18 protein-coding genes and 1 pseudogene are annotated in these 24,064 nt (G+C 64.0%); 13 read left to right on the top strand and 6 right to left on the bottom strand.

The features are described from left to right. Window positions 1-5: 5 nt before the first annotated feature. The 3 genes from CXR25_RS03700 to CXR25_RS03690 all read right to left on the bottom strand — a co-directional run bounded on the left by CXR25_RS03700 (window position 6) and on the right by CXR25_RS03690 (window position 2,140). Entirely contained in the window at window positions 6-611 is a 606-nt protein-coding gene (locus CXR25_RS03700; protein ID WP_114384524.1) for a SipW-dependent-type signal peptide-containing protein, read from the bottom strand. 252 nt (window positions 612-863) lie between these two features. Next, the gene (locus CXR25_RS03695) at window positions 864-1,088 is read right to left on the bottom strand and encodes a sulfurtransferase TusA family protein (protein WP_114384523.1); all 225 of its coding nucleotides are present in this window, start codon (window positions 1,086-1,088) and stop codon (window positions 864-866) included. Further along, window positions 1,085-2,140 carry a YeeE/YedE family protein gene (locus CXR25_RS03690; protein WP_114384522.1) on the bottom strand — a complete coding sequence of 352 codons (1,056 nt, stop codon included), beginning with the start codon at window positions 2,138-2,140 and terminating at the stop codon, window positions 1,085-1,087. Before CXR25_RS03690 ends, CXR25_RS03695 begins: the two co-directional genes overlap by 4 nt. A 281-nt stretch (window positions 2,141-2,421) precedes the next feature. Here CXR25_RS03690 and CXR25_RS03685 point away from each other — a divergent pair, with 281 nt between their 5' ends. The 11 genes from CXR25_RS03685 to CXR25_RS03635 all read left to right on the top strand — a co-directional run bounded on the left by CXR25_RS03685 (window position 2,422) and on the right by CXR25_RS03635 (window position 14,965). After that, window positions 2,422-3,606 (top strand): 4-hydroxybenzoate 3-monooxygenase, encoded by a 1,185-nt coding sequence (locus tag CXR25_RS03685; RefSeq protein WP_114384521.1) that lies wholly within the window; start codon window positions 2,422-2,424, stop codon window positions 3,604-3,606. A 65-nt stretch (window positions 3,607-3,671) separates the two neighbouring features. After that, window positions 3,672-4,472, top strand: a complete 801-nt coding sequence (gene pcaH, locus CXR25_RS03680; RefSeq protein ID WP_009881623.1) for a protocatechuate 3,4-dioxygenase subunit beta — start codon at window positions 3,672-3,674, stop codon at window positions 4,470-4,472. Next, window positions 4,465-5,037 (top strand): protocatechuate 3,4-dioxygenase subunit alpha, encoded by a 573-nt coding sequence (pcaG, locus tag CXR25_RS03675; protein ID WP_009881622.1) that lies wholly within the window; start codon window positions 4,465-4,467, stop codon window positions 5,035-5,037. The genes pcaH and pcaG overlap by 8 nt, the downstream gene beginning before the upstream one ends. A gap of 54 nt (window positions 5,038-5,091) precedes the next feature. Then, the gene (locus tag CXR25_RS03670) at window positions 5,092-6,495 is read left to right on the top strand and encodes a lyase family protein (protein ID WP_009881621.1); all 1,404 of its coding nucleotides are present in this window, start codon (window positions 5,092-5,094) and stop codon (window positions 6,493-6,495) included. Between the two features lie 6 nt (window positions 6,496-6,501). Beyond that, window positions 6,502-7,800 (top strand): bifunctional 3-oxoadipate enol-lactonase/4-carboxymuconolactone decarboxylase PcaDC, encoded by a 1,299-nt coding sequence (gene pcaDC, locus CXR25_RS19430; protein ID WP_096146526.1) that lies wholly within the window; start codon window positions 6,502-6,504, stop codon window positions 7,798-7,800. 170 nt (window positions 7,801-7,970) lie between these two features. Continuing rightward, the gene (locus CXR25_RS03660; protein ID WP_069599550.1) at window positions 7,971-9,173 is read left to right on the top strand and encodes an MFS transporter; all 1,203 of its coding nucleotides are present in this window, start codon (window positions 7,971-7,973) and stop codon (window positions 9,171-9,173) included. Between the two features lie 244 nt (window positions 9,174-9,417). Beyond that, complete coding sequence (locus CXR25_RS03655) at window positions 9,418-10,827, top strand: MFS transporter (RefSeq protein WP_164514014.1); 1,410 nt, start codon at window positions 9,418-9,420, stop codon at window positions 10,825-10,827. 232 nt (window positions 10,828-11,059) lie between these two features. Beyond that, a complete protein-coding gene (locus tag CXR25_RS03650) occupies window positions 11,060-11,875 on the top strand; it encodes an ABC transporter substrate-binding protein (RefSeq protein ID WP_009881617.1) in 816 nt (271 codons plus the stop codon). 92 nt (window positions 11,876-11,967) lie between these two features. Continuing rightward, window positions 11,968-12,759, top strand: coding sequence for an amino acid ABC transporter permease (locus CXR25_RS03645; protein ID WP_009881616.1), 792 nt, complete (start codon window positions 11,968-11,970; stop codon window positions 12,757-12,759). A gap of 6 nt (window positions 12,760-12,765) precedes the next feature. Continuing rightward, window positions 12,766-13,548 (top strand): amino acid ABC transporter ATP-binding protein, encoded by a 783-nt coding sequence (locus CXR25_RS03640; protein ID WP_009881615.1) that lies wholly within the window; start codon window positions 12,766-12,768, stop codon window positions 13,546-13,548. 1,291 nt (window positions 13,549-14,839) lie between these two features. After that, window positions 14,840-14,965, top strand: a complete 126-nt coding sequence (locus CXR25_RS03635; protein ID WP_009881613.1) for a hypothetical protein — start codon at window positions 14,840-14,842, stop codon at window positions 14,963-14,965. Window positions 14,966-14,980: 15 nt separating this feature from the next. On the opposite strand, the pseudogene CXR25_RS03630 reads toward CXR25_RS03635, so the two are convergent. Both CXR25_RS03630 and CXR25_RS03625 read right to left on the bottom strand, forming a co-directional pair. After that, a pseudogene (locus CXR25_RS03630) lies at window positions 14,981-15,997 on the bottom strand (proline racemase family protein). Window positions 15,998-16,009: 12 nt separating this feature from the next. Then, the gene (locus CXR25_RS03625; protein ID WP_114384520.1) at window positions 16,010-18,874 is read right to left on the bottom strand and encodes an aminotransferase class I/II-fold pyridoxal phosphate-dependent enzyme; all 2,865 of its coding nucleotides are present in this window, start codon (window positions 18,872-18,874) and stop codon (window positions 16,010-16,012) included. A 110-nt stretch (window positions 18,875-18,984) separates the two neighbouring features. Between CXR25_RS03625 and CXR25_RS03620 the strand changes: the two genes are divergently transcribed. Together CXR25_RS03620 and CXR25_RS03615 are read left to right on the top strand one after the other, a co-directional pair. Further along, a complete protein-coding gene (locus tag CXR25_RS03620) occupies window positions 18,985-20,736 on the top strand; it encodes a thiamine pyrophosphate-dependent enzyme (RefSeq protein WP_241212389.1) in 1,752 nt (583 codons plus the stop codon). Window positions 20,737-20,967: 231 nt separating this feature from the next. After that, window positions 20,968-22,599 (top strand): amidohydrolase, encoded by a 1,632-nt coding sequence (locus CXR25_RS03615; protein ID WP_069599547.1) that lies wholly within the window; start codon window positions 20,968-20,970, stop codon window positions 22,597-22,599. Window positions 22,600-22,602: 3 nt separating this feature from the next. On the opposite strand, the gene CXR25_RS03610 is transcribed toward CXR25_RS03615, so the two are convergent. Then, window positions 22,603-23,964: an aspartate aminotransferase family protein gene (locus CXR25_RS03610; protein WP_114384518.1), complete on the bottom strand. Its 1,362-nt coding sequence runs from the start codon at window positions 23,962-23,964 to the stop codon at window positions 22,603-22,605. Between the last annotated feature and the right edge of the window lie 100 nt (window positions 23,965-24,064).

Genomic DNA, 24,064 nt, shown 5'->3' with positions numbered 1-24,064 from the left:
TGGAGTTATTCAGCAGAAGTTGCGGTGAACTGCCACTGGGCGCTGGCAGCGTCACCCTCGGTCAGGTCGTCGCCGGCAGTGACCTGGAAGCACAGAGCGACGGGAGCGCCTGCCGTGCTGCCTGCACCTGCCGTCAAGTCAAACCCTTGGGCGCCAGTGGTCGCATCCAAGGCTGTACCGGCCGGAACGACCGTGGTGCCCGTTGCACCTTCAGTACACGACGCGGCATCGTCGACCGCGACGATCCCGTAGCTCAGGTTCGCTTCGTTAGCACCGCTGCCCGCAGCGGACTCGAGGACAACGCTAGCGTTGTATGTCGTCGCATCATCGAGACGGAGAACGAACGGAGCTGCCACGGTGTCCCCGGGAGTGAGATTATCGCCGCCGTCGAGGTCGAAGGTGAGATCCGCGGCGCCCGCTGCGCTCTCGTGATCGGTGAAGTCGGTTCCGTTGGTACTTCCCTGCACGTTGAACGAACCGGCACCGAAGGTCCCTTCGGCCCATTCGTTGTCCGTCCAGGCGGCCAGCGTCACCGCAGCTCCGACACCCAGAACGATGCCACCCGCGAGGATGGCCTTGAACTTGCGAGAACGCGTCGTGGACTGCGTCATTCTGACTCCTTGAAAAAGCACATATGTGCACAAAACACCAGAAGTGGTGACTTGACTATTATCGTATAGTTACTTTCCAATTATAGCCATTTATCACATCTGTGCTTTCCAGCACAGAAGGCAGAGACGCTGCGGCATCTGTAGGGTTAAGAGAAATCCAAACTACGCAGAAGCAGAGGCGGCCCTGCGAATTTCGCAGAGCCGCCTCGACAGTGGGGATGGTCGTGTGACCGAGAAGAGATCTGTGGCCGGTCAGGCCTTCTGCACGGTGATCGTCCAACTGGCGTCGCCGGTGCGATCGAAGTGGGTCACGGGGTAGCCTTTCTCGGCCGCCCACTGAGGAATCGCCTCGGTGGCCTGAGTGCAGTCGAAGTTGATGACGAGCTCATCTCCGTTGTCCATTCCACCGATTGCATCCTTGGCCTCAACCAAGGGGAAGGGGCAGACAAGACCGTTTGTCTCCAATACCTGTTTCATACGCTCCTGCTCTCTACGGGCTGCGCGGCACCTGTCCGCGCTCCTGATCTGATGGTGAATTTCGCGGCGACTCCAGCGCCGACGATCATGAAGAAGGTCGCGACCCAGCCCTGATATTCAAACTGTGCGGTCGAGACCATGGCGTTGCCGACGGTGCAGCCGCCGGCGATCGCGGCGCCGACGCCCATCCCGATTCCGCCGAGGATGGACTTGACCACGGTCGACTGATCGGGAACGCGAATCCGGAACTCTCCCGAGGCCTTCGCCGCGATGAACGATCCGAGGAGGATGCCGATGACGAGCATGACGCCCCAGTCGACGAGCGAGGAGTCGCCCGTGCCCAGGAATGTCGTGAGATTCGCCGAGGGGGTCGTGATTCCCAGACCCGAGTTGCGTCCGGTCGCAGCCGAGAGCGGCCAGGCGATCGTGGCGATGACGCCGATGACGACGGCCGTGACGAACGGGTTCCAGCGCTTCTCCGTGAGGATATGAGCCAGACCCTTCTTCAGTGGCGGCAGGGTCGCGACGGGCGTGGAGGTCTTCCTGTTGTGGTGCACGGTGACGGCAATGGCCACGGCGGAGATGATCGCAACGAAGACCCACGGACTCAGCCCCGTCGATGCCTGGAGCGTGCCGCTTTCGATCGTGATCGAGCGCAGCCCCTCCGTCACCGAGGCGAGCGGACCGTTCTTCATCACTGCGGAGACGAGCGCATAGAAGATCAGTGCGAACCAGCTGCCGACGAGACCTTCACCGGCCCGGTAATAGGTGCCGGTGGCACATCCGCCGGCCAGCACCATGGCGAAGCCGAAGATGAGGCCGCCGATGATCGACGCCAACCAGGGGAACGGCGAGGCCGCCAAGGTGATGACGCCAAGCGCGTTGAGCAGGAACAACCCGATCGAGTGCACGGCGATGAGGAGGATGAGCGCCGAGAACCATCGCGTGTTTCCCGTCAGCGTGAGATCGCGGAAGGCTCCGGTCACACAGAAACGTCCCCGCTGGAGGACGAACCCGAGTGCCAGGCCGACGATCAGTCCGGTGATGATCATTCATGAGCTTTCTGCTCGTCGGCAGCTGGCTGCCGTGACGATACATGCATGTGTTGAGCTATCTGCCGACGAGGCTGGCTGAGAAAAACGCTCAGACCTCACCTCGTGAACACAACGCCCTCAATTCTGCTCAACAATCTGAGCATTCGTCAACATCACAGCCCGAATCCCCGCCGATACTGGAGTCGGCACAGGTATTCTTCTCATTCATTGAAAACTTCCTCGCCTTGTGTCAGTGACTGGGCGCACACTGAGAGGACGAATAAGGCAAGGAGGCCCAGGTGCCAGAATTTCAGACCGACGTCGCGATCGTCGGAGCAGGTCCGGCCGGGCTGCTGCTCGCCCACACCCTGCACAACGCAGGAATCGATTCCGTCGTCATCGACAATCGCAGCCGCGACGACATCGCCCACACTCATCGGGCAGGCATCCTCGAAGCCGGTTCCGTGCGCATGCTCGAGGCCGAGGGCATCGAGTCCCGCGTGCATACTGCCGGCCACCGCCACGACGGCATCGACATCCGCGTCGACGGCGTCAGCCACTCCTTCGACTTCCCGAGCCTCATCGGCGAATCCGTGTGGCTCTACCCGCAGAACGAGATCTTCGTCGATCTCTCAGCGGCCCGCGAACGCACCGGACGCCCCACCTTCTACTCGGTCACCGACACCGCACTCGGCGATATCGAGACCGAGCAGCCGTGGGTGAGTGCGACGACCGAAGACGGCGAGGAACTGACGATCAATGCGCGTTACGTCATCGGCGCCGACGGCTCCCGCGGGCCCTGCCGGGCGATGATCCCAGCAGACACCAAGCAGCGCTTCTTCCACGAATACCCCTTCGCCTGGTTCGGGATCCTCTGCGAGGCACCGGCCAGCCACGAGGTCCTCATCTACTCCCGCTCCGAACGCGGCTTCGCACTGATCTCCCAGCGCAGCGAGAACGTCCAGCGCATGTACTTCCAAACCTCCCCCGACACCGAGGTGGCCGATTGGTCCGATGACCGCATCTGGTCAGAGCTGCAGGCTCGGGTCGATGGACCCGACGGTTTCGCGCTCAAGACCGGTGCGATCATCGACAAGAACATCCTGCCCTTCCGCTCGGCCGTGACCGAGCCGATGCAGCACGGCTCCCTGTTCCTCGCCGGCGACAGCGCCCACACCGTTCCCCCGACCGGGGCGAAGGGCCTCAACCTCGCGTTCGCCGACGTGTCCGTGCTGGCCCCGGCGCTGATCTCGGCACTCAAGGACTCCGACGCCGAGGCGCTGGCCGGGTATTCGCGCACCGCAACCAAACGTGTGTGGAAGGCGCAGAACTTCTCCTACCAGATGACCCGGATGCTCCACTCCGACCCCAGCCAGGATGCGTTCGAAACGAAGCGCAGCCTCGGCGAGCTCAATTCGATCCTCGAATCCGAGCACGGCAGGCGCTACCTCGCCGAGTGCTACACGGGTTGGCCCAAGGGCTGATCCGCTCACTGAACGAATCAGAAGCACCACAACGACATTGCAGCACCGAGAAGAAAGGTTCGACCATGGGTGCACAGAAACTCTCCGGCCCTGATGATGCGGCCGAGTCACAGCAGGCCCTGTCTGCCGAGATCGAGACGATCGAAAACGAACACAAGGAAGCAGTCGCGGCCGGGACACCGCCCGAGACGCAGCCGCGCCTGGACTACCGCCCGTACCGGTCATCGATCCTGCGGCACCCGACGAAGGACCCCCGCCACACGGACCCGGAGACGATCGAACTCTTCTCCCCCGCATTCGGCCACCGCGATCTGGCGAACCTCGAATCCGACCTCACCATCCAGGCCGGCGGGGAACCGATCGGCGAACGCATCAAGGTCACCGGCCGCGTCCTCGACGGCGACGGACGTCCGGTGCGCAATCAGCTCGTCGAGATCTGGCAGGCCAACTCCGCCGGACGCTACATCCACAAGCGCGATCAGCACCCGGCCCCGATCGACCCGAACTTCACCGGCGTCGGCCGCACCCTGACCGGCGACGACGGCTCCTACTCGTTCACCACGATCAAGCCGGGCCCCTACCCATGGAAGAACCACCACAACGCGTGGCGGCCGGCCCACATCCACTTCTCGCTCTTCGGCACCGAGTTCACCCAGCGCATGATCACCCAGATGTACTTCCCCAGTGATCCGCTGTTCGCCCTCGACCCGATCTACCAGTCGATCACGGACCAGAAGGCCCGCGACCGCCTCGTCGCCACCTACGATCACAACGTCACCGAGCACGAATTCCTCATGGGCTACAACTGGGACATCGTGCTCACCGGAGCCAACCGCACCTGGATGGAAGAAGAGGACGATGACTGACCAGAAGCTCACCGCAACACCCGGCCAGACCGTCGGACCCTTCTACGGCTATGCCATGCCGTGGCCCGGCGACAACGAACTCGTTCCCCCAGCCAAGGACGGAGCAGTCCAGCTCCACGGCTACGTCTACGACGGGGCAGGCGCTCCCGTACCCGATGCGATCCTCGAGATCTGGCAGCCCGATGGCAACGGCGACGTCTCCCGCAATTCGGGATCGCTGCGCCGCGACGGCTTCACCTTCACCGGCTTCGGCCGTAACGCCGTGGATCCAGAGGGACGCTTCGTCTTCTCCACGCTCAATCCTGGCCCCACGGAGGCCGGCAAGGCTCCGTTCATCAGTGTTGTCGTCTTCGCCCGCGGGCTGCTCAACAGGCTCTTCACCAGGATCTATCTCCCCGAGGACACCGCAGCGCTGACGGCCGATCCGCTGCTGTCTTCCCTCGATGAAGCCGACAGGAATCGTCTCATCGCCACCCGTGAGGCTGACGGATCGCTGCGTTTCGACATACGGTTGCAGGGTGAGGACGAGACCCCGTTCCTGCGGTTCCCCAGTCACGAAGACTGAGGAGGGTCGCACTGGCTACTCAACCGCGACCGCTGCGGCTGGAGAGGACACACAATGACTGACACCGTTGCCCATACGCGCCTCCTGTTCGCCCCGGGCGATCTGCGAGGCGCCGAGGCCATCGACGATGTCGCCCTCGTGTCCGCACTCGGCGATGTGGAGACGGCATGGATCAACGCTCAGGCTCATGCCGGGCTGATCTCCGCCGACGCCCGCGCCGAGGCGGTGGAGGCAATCGCAGCCACCACCAGGTCGCTCTTGGCTGACTCTGCCGAACTGGAGACGTTGGCCGCTGACGCCGAATCCGGCGGCAACCCGGTCATTCCCTTCCTCAAAGCCGTGCGTTCACCACTCGGTGAGGATGCATCCCGTGCCCTGCACAAGGGCCTGACCAGTCAGGACGTCATGGACTCGGCCCTCGGGCTGCTCATGGCCCGCGTCGCCCGTCAGACTCATGCACGCCTCGACGTCATCGCCGAGCTGCTCGTCGGCCTCTCCGAGGCCCATGCCGACACTGTGTGCCTGGCCCGCACCCTGACTCAGCCCGCGCTGCCGACGACTTTCGGGCTCAAAATCGCGTCCTGGGCCGCCGAAGTTCACGAGGTCCAGAGCCTGACCCCGCGCATAGACTACGTTCAGGTCGGTGGAGCTGCCGGGACCAGGGCCGCAATCCGCGAGTTCGCCGGGACTCAGACCGAGACGCTGCTCCGTGAGTTCCATGTGCAGCTGCGCGGGCCCGATGCCGCGCTGACCAGCATTCCCGTGCCCTGGCACACCGACCGCGTCCGGGTCCTCAACTGGGCCTCCCACCTCACCCAATGCGTGACGGTCGGGGCCTCGATCGCCCGCGATGTGCTCATCGGCACCCGCCCTGAGGTCGGCGAACTGGCCCTGGCCGCAACCGGCGGGTCCTCGGCGATGCCGCAGAAGCTCAACCCCACTTCGGCGGTGCTGCTCCACCGCAACGGCATGCGCGCTCCCGGGCTCATGGCCACATTGACCTCGACCGCCGCGGAGGCGATCGAGGAGCGCTCCGACGGAGCCTGGCACGCCGAATGGCCTGCCTTGTCCGAGCTCATGGGCCTGGCGGTCTCGTCTCTCATCATGCTGCAGACGATGGTCGAGGGCCTGAGCGTCAACCCCGAGGCGATGCGGAAGAACGTGGACGCAGCCAGCCCAGGCATCTTTGCCGAACGCCTCAACATCGCCTTCGGCGACCGACTGTCGAAGGCCGAGGTTCAGGAGATCATCAACCCTGGTGGTGTCCCTGTTGCCGCACTCACAGCGGCCTTGGAGAAGCACCCGACTGAGGACGAGGAGACACTCGACCTGGCTGGCTTCTTCTCTCCCGAGAACTACCTCGGCGACGCCGAGGACATTCGACAGTCCATCATCGCCACCATCAACGGACCCGAGCCCGTCTCCCCGGGCCTCCTCCCCTTCGCCTCGAGAAAGTGACCTGACGTGGAACTCACCGCAACAATCCTTGCAGCACCAACTGCACCTGCCGCCGCAAACCCGCGCGTCCTCATCGTCCTGCCCTCGCTGGGCACCTCGGTGGGTGCACTGTGGCAGTCCGCTGCCACCCACCTCGGCGAGGTGGACCCGGCGACGACGATCATCGGCATCGACCTGCCGGGCCACGGCCGTTCGGCACCGGTCGACGTCTCTGCGGGGACGTCGGAGTATCCGCAGCTGACGATGAGCGACCTCGCCGAGGCGGTCCTGGCCACCATCGACCGGGTCCTGCCCGACGTGGCCGGTTCCGCTGACGCGAGCGCCGCCAGCATCAGCGTGGCCGGTGACTCGATCGGTGGTGCGATCGCACTGCAGCTGGCCCTTGACCACGGTGATCGCTTCGACCGCGCCGCCGTGTTCTGCACCGGCGCGAAGATCGGAGAACCCCGCGGCTGGCTCGAACGCGCTGAGGTCGTCGCCACGTCGGGCACGCCCACGCAGGTCACCGGTTCGGCCCAGCGCTGGTTCGGTGAGGGCTTCATGGATCGCGAACCAGAGGCCTCGGCCGCTCTGCTGCATTCCCTGCAGGACGCGGACCGCTTCTCCTACGCCGCGCTCTGCCACGCTCTGGCCTCCTACGACGTCCGCTCTCGCCTGGCCGAGATCACCCTGCCGGTGCTCGCTGTGGCCGGGTCCGAGGATCAGCCGACTCCGCCGACCAAGCTCGCAGAGATCGCCAACGGCGTCTCCGGTGCCCTCCTCGAGGTCATCGAGGGTGCGGCCCACCTCGTGCCTGCCGAAGCACCGGCCGTCGCCGCGGGACTGCTCCACGAATTCCTGAATCCCGACGCTGCAGGGGCCACCGGCACCGGTGAGCAGAACTCGGCAACACTGCCGACGGCCTCCGGTCCCCGCGAAGCCAGCCGGGACGAGGTTCGTGAGGCGGGAATGACCGTGCGCCGTCAGGTCCTCTCCGATGCCCACGTCGATCGCGCGAATGCGAAGGTCGATGACTTCACCGCCGACTTCCAGGACCTCATCACCCGCTACGCCTGGGGTGAGATCTGGACCCGTCCGGGCCTGGAGAAGCGCATGCGATCAGCCATCACGCTCACGGCCATGATCGCCGGCGGCCACGAGGCCGAGCTCGCGATGCACGTCAAGGCAGCGGTGCGCAACGGTCTTACCCGCGACGAGATCAAGGAAGTCCTGCTCCAGTCGGCCATCTACTGCTCGGTGCCGAGTGCGAACACCGCGTTCTCCGTGGCTTCGCAGGCGCTGGCTGAGATGGACGACGAGGGCTGAAACTTCAGCGTCTGAGCTGATGCTGTTCGGAAGGTCACATTATGTCTCTGGGGCTATCGGTGGTCAGCGCTGGGCAATAGGCTTGTTCGGTTGCGGTGATTCGCTCGGTTGCGTCTGCGACCGCGCGAGCCGCAGCTGATCACACCACTCACTTCGCCCGAAGGGACTTCATGAGCGACGCCCCAGTGTCCCGCCGAGTCTACAAATTCGCCGTCTTCGCGCTTGCGATCGGCGCTTTTGCCATCGGTGTGACCGAGTTCGCCACGATGGGTCTGCTGCCCCACATCGCCCGCGAACTCGGCATCACCGTGCCCCAGGCGGGCCATGCCGTGTCGTTCTATGCCATCGGCGTCGTCGTGGGCGCACCGCTGATCACCACGATCGCCGCGCACATGGACCGCAAGCTCCTGCTGCTGTGCCTCATGGGACTCTTCGCCCTCGGCAATCTCGCCTCGATGCTCGCCCCCGACGCGACCCTGTTCAACATCGCCCGCTTCTTCAGCGGTCTCCCCCACGGCGCCTACCTGGGCGTCGGCGCCATCGTCGCGTCCTCGCTCGTGGCACCCCACCGTCGCGGCCGAGCCATGGCCCGCGTCATGCTGGGCCTGACGATCGCGAATATCGTCGGCGTGCCGATCGCCACGGCACTGGGCAACATGTTCGGCTGGCGCAGCGCCTACGCACTCGTCGCAGCGCTCGGCGTCCTCACCGTCATCATGGTCGCCGTCGCTGTGCCGAAGGTGAAGCTTGCCGGGGTGCCCTCGGCTCGCGGTGAGATGAAGGCCCTGGGCCGCCAGCAGATCATCCTCACCCTCGTCGCCGGGTCTGTCGGCTTCGGCGGCATGTTCGCCGTCTACACCTACGTCACTCCGACCATGACCGATGTCGCCGGGGTTCCCCAGGTCGCGATCCCCTGGGTCCTGGCCGTCTACGGCCTGGGTATGACCGCCGGCTCCCTCATCGCCGGCCCCCTCGTCGACAAGTCCATCGAACGCTCGGGCATCGGCGGCATGATCCTCTCCGCGATCGTGCTCGCCGCCTTCGGCGCCTTCACCCACATCGCCGCGATCGCGATCATCGCGCTCTTCCTCATCGGCATCGCCGGCTCCATGATCACCACGGCCCTGCAGATGCGCCTGCTGCGCGACTCCCACGACGCCCCGAGCCTGTCCGCGGCCATGAACCACGCCGCGTTCAACCTCGCCAACGCCCTCGGCGCCTGGCTCGGCGGCATCGTCATCACCGCGGGCCTGGGCTACCGCGCCCCGGCATGGGTGGGCGTGGGCCTGTGCCTGCTCGGACTCATCGTCCTCATCATCGCCATCGCCCTGCGCCGAGGTGACGCCTCCAACCGCTCGACCGTCGAGGTCTGAGGTCTGAGGCCTGCCCAGGTCGGGCAAACGAGTTGTGCAGATCACTCGGACATACAAGTAATCTCAGCTTCTGAAACCTGCGGGTCGCACCTGATGAGACAGGAGTAGTGTCGAGCAGTCGTCGTTCACCCCTGTGTCCGGCGACCTTCATCTGACACGAGCACCATCCGCCCGTGCCTTCGTATCTCGACAACAGCGGAGCACAAAAGAAATGTCCACCGATACCCAGCCGGGCTCCCCGAACATGCAGCCCGGACCCGAGTCCGAGTCCGATGTCATCGCGGCGACTCGGAAGAACAACACCCGAGGCAAGGTTCTCACCGCCTCGATGGTCGGCACCACGATCGAATTCTTCGACTTCTACGCCTATGCGACAGCCTCGTCACTGGTGTTCCCGGCCCTCTTCTTCCCCAACCAGACATCGACGACCCAGCTGCTGAGCTCGTTCGCGATCTTCGGCGTCGCCTTCGTCGCCCGCCCCCTGGGCTCCATCATCTTCGGCCACTTCGGCGACCGCATCGGACGCAAGAAGACACTCATCGCCTCCCTGCTCATCATGGGCATCGGCACCTTCCTCATCGGCCTCCTCCCGACTGCGAGCACTCCGGGCTGGGTCGTACTCGCCCCGCTGCTCCTCGTCCTCCTGCGCTTCTGCCAAGGCGTCGGCCTCGGCGGCGAATGGTCAGGTGCGGCACTGCTGGCCACCGAGAACGCCCCGAAGGGCAAACGCGCCATCTGGGGAACCTTCCCACAGCTGGGCGCCCCGGTCGGCTTCATCATCGCCAACCTGCTCTTCGTCGGACTCAACAAGTGGACCTCCCCCGAGGCGTTCCTCGCCTGGGGCTGGCGCATTCCGTTCCTGCTCTCGGCGCTCCTCGTCGCCGTCGGCCTCTACGTTCGCATGTCCCTGATGGAGACTCCCGCCTTCCAGCTGGTTTCCCAGAAGCAGCAGATCTCCAAGGCCCCGCTCGCCACTGTCTTCAAGACGAGCTGGAAGCCGCTGATCCTCGGCACCTTCATCATGTTCGCGACCTACGTGATCTTCTACTTCATGACCGCGTTCACCCTCACCTACGGCACCTCACCGGCGACCACGGATCAGGCGAAGACCGCCGCCGAGGCGGCCGGCACGAGCTTCGATCCCGCCGGGTTCGTCGCAGGGCTGGGGTACACGAAGAGTGAGTTCCTCACCTACCTCATCATCGGCGTCGTGTTCTTCGGCATCTTCACCGTGGTCTCCGGACCACTGGCCGAGAAGCTGGGCCGTCGAAAGATGCTCATGGGAGTTACGGTTCTCATCGCCGCCTATGGTCTCGTCGTCAATGTGCTGTTCAATGCCGGAACCCCAGGCGTCATCATCGCCCTGATCGTCGGCTTCATCCTCATGGGGCTGACCTTCGGGCCGATGGCCGCGTACCTGCCGGAGCTGTTCCCCGCCAATGTCCGCTATACGGGCTCGGCGATCTCCTACAACATGTCCAGCGTCATCGGTGCAGGTCCGGCGCCGTTCGTCATGGTGGCCCTGTGGCAGGCCGAAGGTGGAACGATCTTCTACTGCGGTCTCTACATCATCGCCGCGGCGATCGTCACGATCATCGCACTGTGGCTGGCCAAGGACACCTCTGACCTCGACATGGAGGATCAGCTCAGCTGAGCCGAACTCAGACCACCGCCCGAGGGCCCGACCAACGACTTCGCTGGTCGGGCTTCTCTGCATTCATGGCCACGATGTTGACTACGATTTCGTCACAACCGCCTCGGCGATCATCGAAGCGACATGAATGTGACTCAGTTCACGGTAGGATTCCTCTCAGACATTGCCCAGATACGGATGTCCGGGCAATCCGTTTGCGTGACGACACGGTCACCGATCCCCTGGAGGAACCATGAAACGACGCTCGAGCCTGGCCATTGTGGCCGCCGGCGCCATGCTCGCCCTGTCCGCCTGCGGCGGCGGAGGCGATTCCGAGGCGAAGAGCGACAGCGGCGTGCCGCTCGTCGAGGACGGGAAGCTCACTGTCTGCTCGGACATCCCCTACGAGCCGTTCGAGTTCGTCGACGGCGGAGAGAACGTCGGCTTCGACATGGACTTGGCGCAGGCCACCGCCGAAGACCTCAAGGTCGAGCTCAACGTCATCACCACAGCCTTCGAAGCCATCCAGTCCGGTTCCGCCCTCGATACCGCACAGTGCGATATTGCACTGTCAGGTATGTCGATCACCGACGATCGCAAGACGAAGATGGACTTCTCGGAGCCCTACCTCAAGGACAACCTCGGCCTGATGGTCACGAAGAAATCCGGAATCAAGGGAATCGACGACGTCAAGGGGCAGAAGGTCGGCGTGCAGCAGGCGACGACCGGTGAGACCTATGCCAAGGACCACGGTGCGACTCCAGTGCAATTCGAGGACTCGGGCCTCATGACGCAGGCGATCCAGACCGGCCAGGTGGATTCAGTGATTGGCAACATTTCGATCATTTCGACGGCTGTCGAGTCCGATGACAAGCTCGAGTTCGTCGAGGAGTACGACACGGGTGAGGTGCTCGGCGCCGGCGTGAAGAAGGGCAACAAGGAGTTGCTCGATGCCTTCGCATCGACTATGAAGCGCCTGTACGAAGACGGCGGCTACGACAAGTCGGTCGACAAGTGGTTCGGCGACGTTGCCGATGCCGCCCGCATCCCCGAAGCCGACCGCAGCTGATACGCGACTCCATCAGCAGATACTGATTGCATTTGCCCGCTTCCGGAGCCCCAGTGAGGGCTCCGGAACCGGGCCATAACTCTGGAGGCATCTTGGCTCTCAGCGTGCGTCAACGCCAACGTACGTCGCAAGGAATTCAATACGGAATTCTCATCGTCGCCGTTCTCGTCGCCGTGATCTTCGCGGACTGGAAGACGATCTACCTCAAATTCTTCAACCCTGATGTGATCGCCGCTCAGTTCCCTGAGATCATCACCACCGCACTCTTCAACACGATCATCTACACGGCGCTCGGCTTCGTCCTGGCGTTGTCCCTGGGCATCCTGCTGGCACTGATGAAGATCTCCTCGGTCGCCCCGTATCGATGGATTGCCACTGGTTATATTGAACTGTTCCGCGGGTTGCCGGCACTCATAGTCTTCCTCGCTTTCGGCTACGCGGTCCCTTATGCCTTCGGCATTCGGATGGACACGTATGTCACGGTCATGCTGGCCCTCGGCATCGTCGAGTCTGCCTATATCGCAGAGACCCTGCGCGCTGGCCTTCAGGCCGTGCCCAAGGGCCAGTTTGAGGCGGCACGATCATTGGGCATGTCCCATTCGCGCGCAATGATCACCATCGTCATCCCACAGGCGTTCCGTATCATCCTTCCGCCTCTGACCAACGAGATCATCCTCATGACCAAGGATTCGTCCTTGATCTACATCCTCGGCCTCACCGCCGCGCAGTATGAGCTCACGAAGTTCGGCCGCGAAGCGATTTCCAATCCGGAAGCCGGACTCACCCCACTGGTCGTCGCCGGCGTCTGCTACCTGATCATCACCATCCCTCTGGGCATGCTCGCCCGTCGGTTCGAATCCCGCACAGCCAAGATCAAGAAGTAGGTAGACATGTCGATCACATCAAGTCCTGTCGGCGAGATCCATGCCGAAGGCTGCACGATCACAGACCTCCACAAGTCCTATGGCTCGGTCGAGGTCCTCAAGGGAATCAACCTGAAGGTGGAACCAGGGAAAGTCGTCTGTCTGATCGGACCGTCCGGGTCCGGCAAGTCGACCCTGCTGCGCTGCGTCAATCTGCTCGAACAGCCGAACTCGGGCACGATCACCGTCGCAGGATACAAAGCCACGGACCCGGATGTCGAGGTCAACAGACTGCGCCGCCACGTCGGAATGGTCTTCCAGTCGTTCAATCTCTTCCCTCACCTCACGGTCGTGGACAACTGCACGATCTCACAACAGCGCGTGCTCAAACGCGACACCGCGGCAGCGCAGAAGATCGCCCTCGACCGCCTCGACCAAGTAGGGCTGGCGTCGTTCGCCGACCGTTACCCTGATCAGCTCTCCGGCGGTCAGCAGCAGCGTGTGGCGATTGCGAGGGCACTTTCGATGGACCCGAGCCTCATGCTCTTCGACGAGCCGACATCGGCACTCGACCCGGAGACCGTCGGAGACGTTCTGCAGGTCATGCGCAAGCTCGCCGAGGCGGGGATGACGATGGTCGTCGTCACCCACGAGATGGAGTTCGCCCGGCAGGTCGCTGACCGTGTAGTCTTCATGGACGGCGGAGTCGTCGTCGAGGAGGGCCCTGCCAAAGACGTCATCGGCAATCCACAGGAGCAGCGGACGAAGGACTTCCTCTTCCGCGTCCTCCATCCCGGCCAGCCAAGCTAAGACGCTGGGACCACGCATCACAAGATACCGAGTCACGAAATCTGCAGAACCTCACCGAGGTGATGAACTAGACATACTCCCGCATCAACTTGGCACGTTAAATACACTCACTGCCAACGGCGCCTGAAGGCGGGCAGAGCTTCTCGCGCGATCGGGAACTGCATATTAAAGGGGCCCGCGCCTGGAGCGCTATTGGCAGTCTTCGGTTGCCCCGAGTTCATTAGCTCACCCTTCCGGCAAAATTGCCCGGGCGACGCGTCACCCGTTCCCAACACAAAGGAATGCGATGAACTGACGTGGCGCATGCAACTTCGGAAACGATAACTGTTCAGTTCACCATAGAATCAAGCTAGAGAATGGCATCCAACAAGATCGACTTCACAGCCTCGCTCCAGACAGGAATACACATTGCTACATCCAGCAACCGAACAAGCTATCTACATAGTGAGATAGGTAAGTATATAACGCTTCACCTGCGCCGATTTCCCCTAACCGCTGGGATGGTTCACCCGCATCATGCAACTCGAATCAGCGACCGTCAGAGCATGTTCTCGGGCAGTGAAATTGGCACCAGAAGAACCGCTTGAAATTGACCGCACCCCCCTTGCATCGGCGACTGCTATCGGTTAGAGTTCCTAAACATACCGAATGTGATTGACATCACATTATCGAATCCACTAGGGTTTAAGATGAAGCGAATTGCAGTCGCCATAACCACAGCTGCGCTTGTAGCTGGCATCGGTATTGCCATACCGGCAACGCCCGCAACTGCGGCAAGCTGGCATACAAGCCATTTAATGCGCAGCAAAGCTGAGTGCGAACGGTCTCGAATTGCACATGTAAACAGGGGTGACAAAACCCGACCGTGTCGTGGGGGATACGCTGGCGTTGACCTCTGGTTCTTTCAGTACTATAGCTAAGGGCGACTCCCAGCCGGCAGGGCCTGCATATGGTATTGAGACATTGAACCTCTTCAGGAGTATAGATATTCACCAATGCTTTCAGTTGAAAGAATCTGTAGACACAACAGCAAGATGATTCAATATCTTCCTACAGAATGAGGATAGTTGGACCTTAACCGAGTGTCATCAGTTCAAATCTACCCTCCCAACAAATTCAGTTAATCGCGGGTGGGTGGGATACAGAAGTCTGTATCCCACCCACCCACATCAGCGTCTCCCCAAAATCTGAAGTCGGACCTCCCAAGAAGAGGGTCAAACCTGGTTGTCTCTCCGACAGTCAGAATCCGCGAGTCTCGATTGCTCAATCTCTGAGTTCAGTCGCGAACACCATGGTCTTCATGTACGGCGGAGTCATCGTCGAAGCCGGACCGGCCAAGGACGTCATCGGTAACCCGCAGGAACAGCGGACGAAGGACTTCCTCTCCCGCGTCCTCCACCCCGGCCAGCTGGGATAGCCGCGGGCCGCAGGCTCAGAGTGTGAAGCCGGCGGGGAACGGGTCGCTGGGGTCGAGCATGAACTGCGAGGTCGCAATCAGCCAGGCGCTGCCGGTGATCGTCGGCACCACAGCCACATGCTCGCCGACTCTCGTCTCCTCTATCAGCCGTCCGGTGAACGAGGTGCCGATGAAGCACTCGTTGACGAAATCCGTGTTCAGGCCCAGCTGTCCGCGGGCGTGCCGGACGGCCATGAGTGCGCTCGTGCCTGTGCCGCCGGGCGACCGGTCGAGCCAGCCGGGATGGTTGATGAGCACATGGCGGGCATCCGGCGCTTCGCCATCGGGTCCGGGCTCCGTCGGCGGCGTCAGGAACACGACGTGCTCGCAGCCGCGGTACCCAGTCTCCGGATGCACGGGGTCGAGCTACTCATTGACGGCAGCCATGATCTCGCGACCGGCGGCGATGAAGTCCTCAGCCCGGTCACGCTCGAAGGGGATCCCGACTTCGGCGGCGGAGACGAAGGCGTAGAAGTTCCCGCCGAAGCCGATGTCGCAGGCGATCGCCCCTCGCCCGGGCACCTCGACGGACTGGTCGAGGGCATGCGCATACGAGGGAACGTTGACGATGGTCACCGCCTCGGCGCGACCTTCCCGGACGACCACCGCGGCGGTGATGAGCCCGATCGGGGCGTCGAGACGCACGGTCGTGACGGGTTCGACGACGGGCACCATGCCCGTCTCGACGAGGATGGTCGCCACTGCGATCGTGCCGGCGCCGCACATCGGGAGCACGCCGGTGACCTCGATGAAGAGCACTCCCCAGTCCGCGTCGGCACGAGTCGGCGGCTGCAGGATCGCTCCCGAGAGCCGCCCGTGGCCGCGGGGTTCACACATGAGAAAGGTCCGCAGATCGTCGGAGTTCTCGATGAACCACTCCCGGCGTTCGGCCATGGACTCACCGGGGAATGGTCCCACTCCCCCGGTGACGACGCGGACGGGCAGCCCCTCGGTGTGGGCTTCGACGGTCTGGATGAGACGGTTGGTCTGCACGGCCGATCTCGCTCAGCTCTCCAGGACCTCTTTGAGGATCACGCGGTAACCCAGACGGGAGTCATAGCCGTGGATCTCACGGGTGTCGAGAGCCGACATGAAGTCGAGCACCTCGGCGGTGATGACCTGACCGGGCACAAGCACCGGGAACCCTGGTGGGTAGGGCGTGACGAATCCGGCCGAGACCGGCTTCTCCCCGCCTTCGACGCGACGACGCAGCTCATGTGGGAGCACATACTCGATGTTCTGCCGGCGCAGACCCGCATAGTATGCGGTGCGCAGGTCGCCATCGGGCAGCTGCTTCGACGGGTCGTCGGCAGGCACTTCGGCAGCGTAGTCGGGAGCGAAGGCGCTGAAGTCCGGCAGCGGCGGCATCACTGCCGCCGGCTCGGTCAGCGCATCCTCGTTGCGCAGCTCATGCGGGTCGTTGAACATTCCTGCGAGCTTGACGAGCACTTCGATGAGGTAGGCGACAGCCGAACGTGAGGTGCCGATGTTCGTCATGAACAGCACGGTGTTCCGGCTCGTCTTGTTCACCTGGATGCCGTACCTGTCCATGAGGTGCTCATGCTTGAACGTATCCCCGTCGACTCCCGTGCCGGAGATCTCCACGGTGATGCGGCTGGGATCGACCACGAACTCATCCCGGGCCCAGGCGTCCCACATCGTCGACAGCCCATCACGCAAGGGCATCGTCCGATCGGTGACCCGGTACTCCTCAGGGATGAGATCGGCGGCGGTGAGCACCTTGAAGGTCTTCTTCAGCAGCGGGTGCCGTGCAATCGCCGACGACAGGCTCATCGCCAGGTCGAGCTGCTTCTGCACGAGGGCGAAGCCCTCCATCTCGACCTGCCGGCGACCGAGATCCAAGGACGCGAGGATCTGGTAGTTCGGCGACGTCGAGGTGTGGGTCATGTACGCCTCGTGGAAGGCCTCCTCGGCGCCGGAGGAGAACTCCTGATCGTAGACGTGGATCATCGAACCCTGACGCAGCGCGGTCAGCGTCTTATGCGTCGACTGAGTCGCGTACACGCGGATCGTCGCATCCGGCGGCGGCAGCAGGTCCTCCTCCAGCCACACTTCATCGGGTGCCGGGGCACCGGTCTCGGGATCGTACAGGCGCTTCTGCTGTTCCCGGTACGCCGAGGCGTGGGCGTCGGTTGCCAGAGTGTCTTCGAGCCGCTCGGCTGCGACCATGGCGGTGCGTTTGCGGGTGACCGGGTGGAACCGGGCGAAGGCGAACCACGCCTCGTCCCACAGGAAGACGAGGTCGGGCTTGATCGCCAGGCACTCGGCCATGACCTTCTCCGGGTCGTAGACGATCCCGTCGAAGGTGCAGTTGGTCAGGGTGATCATCCGGACCTCGTCGAGGCGTCCAGCGGCCCGGTAGTCGAGCAGGAGCTGCTTGATCCGGTTCAGCGGCACCGCGCCGTAGAAGGCGACATCGTTGAGCGGGTAGGCCTCGAGGTAGGCGGTCCTGGCACCCGTGAGCATGAGCGCATGATGGTGCGATTTGTGGCAGTTGCGGTCGACCATGACGACCTCGTCGGGTGAGACGATGGCCTGGTGGACGATCTTGTTCGCCGTCGAGGTCCCGTTCGTCACGAAGTAGGTCCGCTTCGCACCGAAGGCCCTGGCCGCCAGGGACTGCGCCTTCTTGATCGTGCCGACCGGAGCGAGCAGGGAGTCCAGCTCACCCGAGGTGGCGCTGGTCTCTGCCAGCAGCAGGTTGAGGCCGTAGAAGTCGACGAAGTCACTGATCCACTTCGAGCCCACAACCGAGCCGCCGCGAGAGACAGGCAAGGCGTGGAAGACACCGGCCGGGCGGCGTGCGTGCTCCCGGATCGCGGTGAAGAACGGCGTGTCATAGAGGTGCTGGACACGGCGCAGCAGTGACAGGTGGAGCTCGAACTGGTCCTCACGACGGAAGACGCGGCGGAACCTGTGTGTCAGGGCTCCGGCCAGGCTCTCGATGTGGGCACCGGCCATGAGATAGAGGTCGAGCTCGGGGCGCAGACCGGCCAGAGTGTCGGCCAGACGCAGCACTCGACGGACCGAGTTGAGCGGACTCATCGGCATCGTCGGTGAGTCGGTCGTGCCCTGGTGGGCGAGTTCGACGGCGCTGCGCAGATCGCGGCTGAGCACCTGTCGGGTTCGGTCGGTGAAGCCGGGGCGGATGACGCAGGCGAGCAGGTTCGGGTTCGTCAGCGCCGCAGCCACGGCATCGTCGGCGGTGGGGACGATGACGTAGTCGTAGATGAACTGGTCGGAGGCGTGGCGGAGCTTGAGCAGGTCGGTGTGCAGCTCATCGCGGCCGCCCTCCGTGGTCTCATCGACGATGAGGACCTCGAAGCGAGGGCGCGAATCCTGGCGGTCCTTGTGCTCGGCGCGCTCATCCTCGGTGAGGTGGTCATCCTCGGTGACATCGGGGACCGTTGTCCCACGCAGGCGGTTGACGGCACGCGTGATCATGTCGTGGGCCTTGTCGAACTCACCGTTGGAGAGCAGCTCGGCGATGTCCTCGACATAGCGCTGCCCGAAGCCGCCCCAGTACAGTTCGATCGTCTTCAGCGACCGCAGCGACCGCCAGACCTCACCGTCGGCGGCGATCATCGAGAAGTCCCCGCCGCTGATGGCCAGACGCTTGATCGCGAACTTCAGGTACTCCCACGCGTCCGAGCGCAGACGCCAGGTGCTTGCAGGCATGCCCGGGTCGCGTTCGAGCTGCGACTTCTTCGGCCGAGACCGGAATCCCGTCTCCGCGGATCCCCCAGACGAGTCGGAGTCCAACCGCTTCCGGGGCGTCCCTCCGGCCGCTGCCGGTCCAGGCACGAATGATGCCTGTCCCGAGTGTTCGTCGGAGTCGATGCCGGTCATACTTGAGCCTCCTGGCGATGAAGTATCTCGATGTCGAGCGATTCCCTGCGGAATCCGTTGTGCCAAGATCATACGGCGTTGTGCGACCGAATGTTCAAGAGTCTGCCCACATGAGACAAAAGAATGATAAGCATGAAGCCATGGACAACTCCGCGCCTCTTTCCGCCGGTCATCTCCTCGTCAAGGAGCTCGAAGCCCACGGCGTCCAGCGTTCCTACCTGGTCCCCGGCGAGTCCTACCTCGATGTGCTCGATGGCCTCCACGATTCGACCATCACCCCCATCGTCTGCCGCCAAGAGGGCGGAGCCGGCTACATGGCCGTGGCCGAGGGCCGCATGACCGGCATCGCCGGGATCGCCATGGTCACCCGCGGTCCCGGTGCCTCGAACGTCATGGTCTCCGTCCACACCGCCCACCAGGACGCTACGCCGCTCGTCGTGTTCGTCGGCCTCATCCCCACCGCCCAGCGAGGTCGCGAGTCCTTCCAGGAATTCGACCTGAACGGCTGGTTCTCGACGACGACCAAGAAGGTCCTCACTCTCGATGACCCCGATAAGGCCGCCGAGGTGGTCGCCGATGCCATGCACACCGCCGTGACCGGCCGGCCGGGTCCCGTGATCGTGGGCCTGCCCGAGGAGATCCTGGTCAAGGCCAGCGCGGGGACGGTGCTGCCGCCGCGCACGCATGGTTCTGCTGCCCCCTATGCCGGTGACGTCACCGAGCTGCGAGCCCGCATCCTCCAGGCCGATCGTCCCGTCCTCATCATCGGCGGCGAGGACTGGTCCCCGGCGACCTCGCGCAGGATCGCGCAGTGGTCACGCGACCGCGGCCTCGGCGTCATCGGCACCTTCCGCGCCTACGACGGCATCGACCACGACTCCCCCAATTTCCTCGGCATGCTCGGCTTCGGTGCCTCCGCGGTCGCGAAGAGAACCTTCGCCGAGGCTGACCTGCACATCTTCCTCGGCTGTGTCCGCACCGATGTGGCAACCGATTCCTTCACCATCGGCACCGACGCCAAGACTGTCGTCATCGGCCCCGACCCCGATGCGCACGGGCATTTCGGCAGCCTCGACCAGCACATCGTCACCCCGGTCAACCGCTTCGCCCAGGCCCTGTTCACCGAAGACGGTGCCCGCGCCTACTCGGTGTCCTCCGACGGGTCAATCGATGAGCCTGCTGTCGGAGATGAGCACCTGAGCGGCAACGACGAACCGGTGCCGCTGCCCGAATGGATCCGCCAGGCTCGGGCAGAACTCGAGGAATGGCGGGTGCCGGTAGCCATCTCGGCGAGCTCTGCTTCTGCCGGCGAGGACTTCGTCGACATGGATGAGGCCTTCGTCCATGTCCGGGAGCTGTTGCCGGACAACGCGATCATCACCTACGGGGCCGGGAACTTCTCCGGCTGGGCCACCAGGTTCCTGCCCACCCACGGATTCCCCTCGGCGCTGGGACCGCGCAACGGATCGATGGGCTTCGGGCTCCCCGCCGCCGTTGCCGCCGGGCTCGTTCATCCCGAGCGTCCCGTGTTCTGCATCGCCGGCGACGGGGACTTCCTGATGAACGGCCAGGAGCTCGCCACCGCCGCACAGTACGGTGTCAACCTCACCGTGGTCGTCAACGACAACTCTGTCTACGGCACGATTCGCGGCCACCAGGATCGCGAGTATCCGGGCCGCGCAACAGGCACGTCCCTGTCCAGTCCCGATTTCGCGGCCCTGGCCACGGCCTTCGGCGGTATGGGGTTGACAGTCGAACGCACGGAGGACTTCCGGGATGCCTTCGAGAAGGCCCTGGCTCATGAGGGTCCGGCCCTCGTCCGCTGTCTCACCGACCCCGCGATCCGCGGAGCCCGGGTGTGAGCGGGCCGATGCGCTCCCTCCTACCGGCTGCACAGCCACGGACCCAACGGTTGGTGACTTCTGGTCGAAAATTCGCTTCGGATCGACCAGGAGTTACCAACTGTTGGGCGCTGGGACCGCGTTCCGTGCTCTCCGACGCCGCGGCGGCCTCGGTCGCCGCGCAATCCGCGCTCTCTCGCTGTAACTGATTCCTACGCTGTAACTGATTCTGACGCTGCAAAGGTGACTGACATGAACATCGACGCGATCTTCACCGATCTCGATGCCCACACGCTCGACCCGGCACGTCCGCGGGCGAAGAAGATCGGCGTCTTCGCCGGGCGCATCATCGGCTTCGATGAGGAGCTCGACGGCGTCACTGCGGATCGGGTCGAATCGCTGGGCGGGGCCACCGTGCTGCCGGGCTTCAACGACGTCCACTGCCACACCGCATGGTTCGGACTCACCCTGGCATCCATCGACGTCACAGCCCTGCCCGGCGGTCTGCCCGATGTCTACGCCGCCCTCGAGAAGGCAGCCGCAACAACACCTGCCGGAGAATGGATCAACGCTACCGGCTACGCCCACCGCGACTATGACGGGCAGTACCCGGAGCTCTCCCGCCTCGACGAGATCACCGGCGACCGACCTCTATTCATGCGACAGACCTCCGGGCATGCCGCCATCGTCAACACCGAGGCGATGAAGCGAGCAGGGATCCTCGACCCCGGCTTCAGCGACCCAGTCGGCGGCAAGGTCGTCACCGATGCGGCGGGCCACCCCACAGGCCTGGTCGAAGAGACCGCACAGGGCCTCGTCCAGGACCTCATCCGTCCCTACTCACTCGACACGATCGTCGAGGCCATCGACCTTGCGACCGCGTACTACGCGAAGGAAGGCATCACCTCCTTCGGTGACTGCGGCGTTGCCTACGGGTGGATCGGCCACTCCCCCATCGAGGTCTCTGCCTATTTGCGTGCCCGGGAAGAGGGCAAGCTGCGCGCCCGGGCCCAGCTGTTGCCGCAGGCCGATGGTCTCCACGAGATCGCAGCGAACTCCGCAGACGGCTTCGGAATCGGCCTCGACGCGGGAGTGCGCACCGGCCTCGGCGATGACCTCGTTTCCCTGGGACCGGTCAAGTTCTTCATGGACGGGGCGCTGAGCGGGGAGACCGCTGCTCTGCGGGAGAACTACGAGGGCAAGGACCATCCCGGCTACCTGCAGGCCGACGCCGAGGTGCTGCGCAAGCAGATCCTGGACACCTACGCCTCCGGGTGGTCCGTCGCGGTCCATGCGATCGGCGATGCGGCCGTGGATGCTGCGGTGGCCAACATCGTCGACGCCCAGGCCAAGTACGGTCGTCGAGCCGTTCCCAACCGGATCGAACACGCTGCCCTCGTCCATGATGAGCACCTGGCCACCTTGGCCGACAACGGCATCGTCGTGACCCCGCAGTCCGCGTTCGCCGAAGGCATCGGCGATGGAATGAACGCCTCGCTGGGGCCCGCGCGCCGCTCACTGATCTACCGCGCGAAGTCCTTCATCGACGCCGGTGTGCTGCTGGCCGGCAGCTCGGATCGCCCCTGCGCCGACGGCAATGCGCTGCGCGGCATCGAAGCCTTTGTGACGAGGAAGACCCGCGACGGCGACATCATGGGCTCGGCCGAGGAATGCCTGAGCACCGATGAGGCGATCGCCGCCTACACCTCGGTCGCCGCCGAGGCCTCCGGGCACGGCGCGGACAAGGGAACACTGTCACGCGGGAAGCTCGCGGACTTCGTGGCCCTCGACGCCCACCCCGCAGACGTGGCTCCTGAGCAGATCTCACAGATCCCCGTCCGCGCCACCGTCCTCGGCGGCGATTTCACCCACGACGCCCGCTAGAGCTCAGCGGGAGAAGTCGAGGTCGGTGAGGACCTTCTCGAAGACGCCCAGGCCCGTTTCGAGGTCCTCTTCGCTGATGTTGATCGGCGGGACGACGTGGAGGCGGTGATAGTTGTTGAAGGGCACCACACCGTGTTCCTTGAGTGCAGCAACCACCGAGGCGACCTCGGGTGAGCCTCCGCCGTAGGGTGCCAGCGGCTCCCGGGACTCCTTGTCCCAGACGAGTTCGATCGCCCAGAAGGCGCCGACTCCGCGGACTTCGCCGACGTGCTTCGAGTTCTCCGCGATCTGGCGCAGCCTGGGCCCGATGATCTCCTCACCGATGCGTTCGGCATGTTCGATCATGCCTTCCTCGTCCATCGCCTTGAGCGTCGCGACGACCGCGGCACAGGCCAGCGGGTGGCCGGAGTAGGTGAGCCCGCCGGGGTAGGCCTTCTGTGCGAACGAACCGTAGATCGCATCATCCATGATCACCCCGCCCAGAGGCACGTAGCCGGAGTTCACGCCCTTGGCGAAGGTGATGATGTCGGGCACCACGTCGAAGTGCTCGAAGGCGAACCATTTGCCGGCCCGCCCGAATCCGGCCATCACCTCGTCGGCGATGTAGATGATGTCGTGTTTGTCGCACAGGGCTCGCACGCCCTGCATGTACTCGCTGCCAGGCAGCATGATGCCGGCCGTGCCGGGGATGGACTCGAGGATGATCGCGGCGATCGTCGACGGACCCTCGAGTTCGATGGTGCGCTCGAGGTGGCGCAGAGTCCTCTCGGTCTCCTCCGCCTCGGTGGTGGCCGAGAATTCGGACCGGTAGAGGAAGGGCCCGAAGAAGTGGACGACACCGGAGTCGCCACGGTCATTGGACCAGCGGCGCGGGTCGCCGGTGACGTTGACGGCGGTCTCGGTGCCGCCGTGATACGAGCGGTATCGGGAGAGGATCTTGTGTTTGCCGGTGTGCAGCCGGGCCATGCGGATCGCATGCTCGTTGGCATCGGCGCCGCCGTTGGTGAAGAACACGTGGTCCAGACCGGCAGGGGTGCGTTCGGTGATGAGGCGGGCGGCTTCGGACCGGGCGGCGTTGACGTGGGCGGGACTGATCGTGCACAGCAGGTCCGCCTGGTCCTTGATGGCCTGGACGACCTTCGGATGCTGGTGGCCGATGTTGGTGTTGACGAGCTGTGAGGAGAAGTCGAGGAACGACTGTCCCTGACCGTCGACGATGGTCGACCCCTGCGCGCGGGAGACGGTCATCGGGTCGATGAGCTCCTGGGCTGACCAGGAGTGGAAGACATGCGCTCGATCGAGTTCGTAGGCTCTGGCGGATTCGTCCTTGATCGCCGAGATTTCAGCTTCGCTGAGCTGCTGCACAACGCATCACCCTTTCACCATTGTTCAGGTTCGTCCGCTCATCGTAGATCAGATTCCGGCGAAACGGTCCCGGCCCGTGCTGCCGGGATCCGCGTCAGTG

The organism is Brevibacterium aurantiacum (assembly GCF_003932995.1).
GTDB lineage: Bacteria > Actinomycetota > Actinomycetes > Actinomycetales > Brevibacteriaceae > Brevibacterium > Brevibacterium aurantiacum.
Note: the sequence above shows the minus strand (reverse complement) of the source record. Positions and strands in the feature narration are given on the sequence as shown.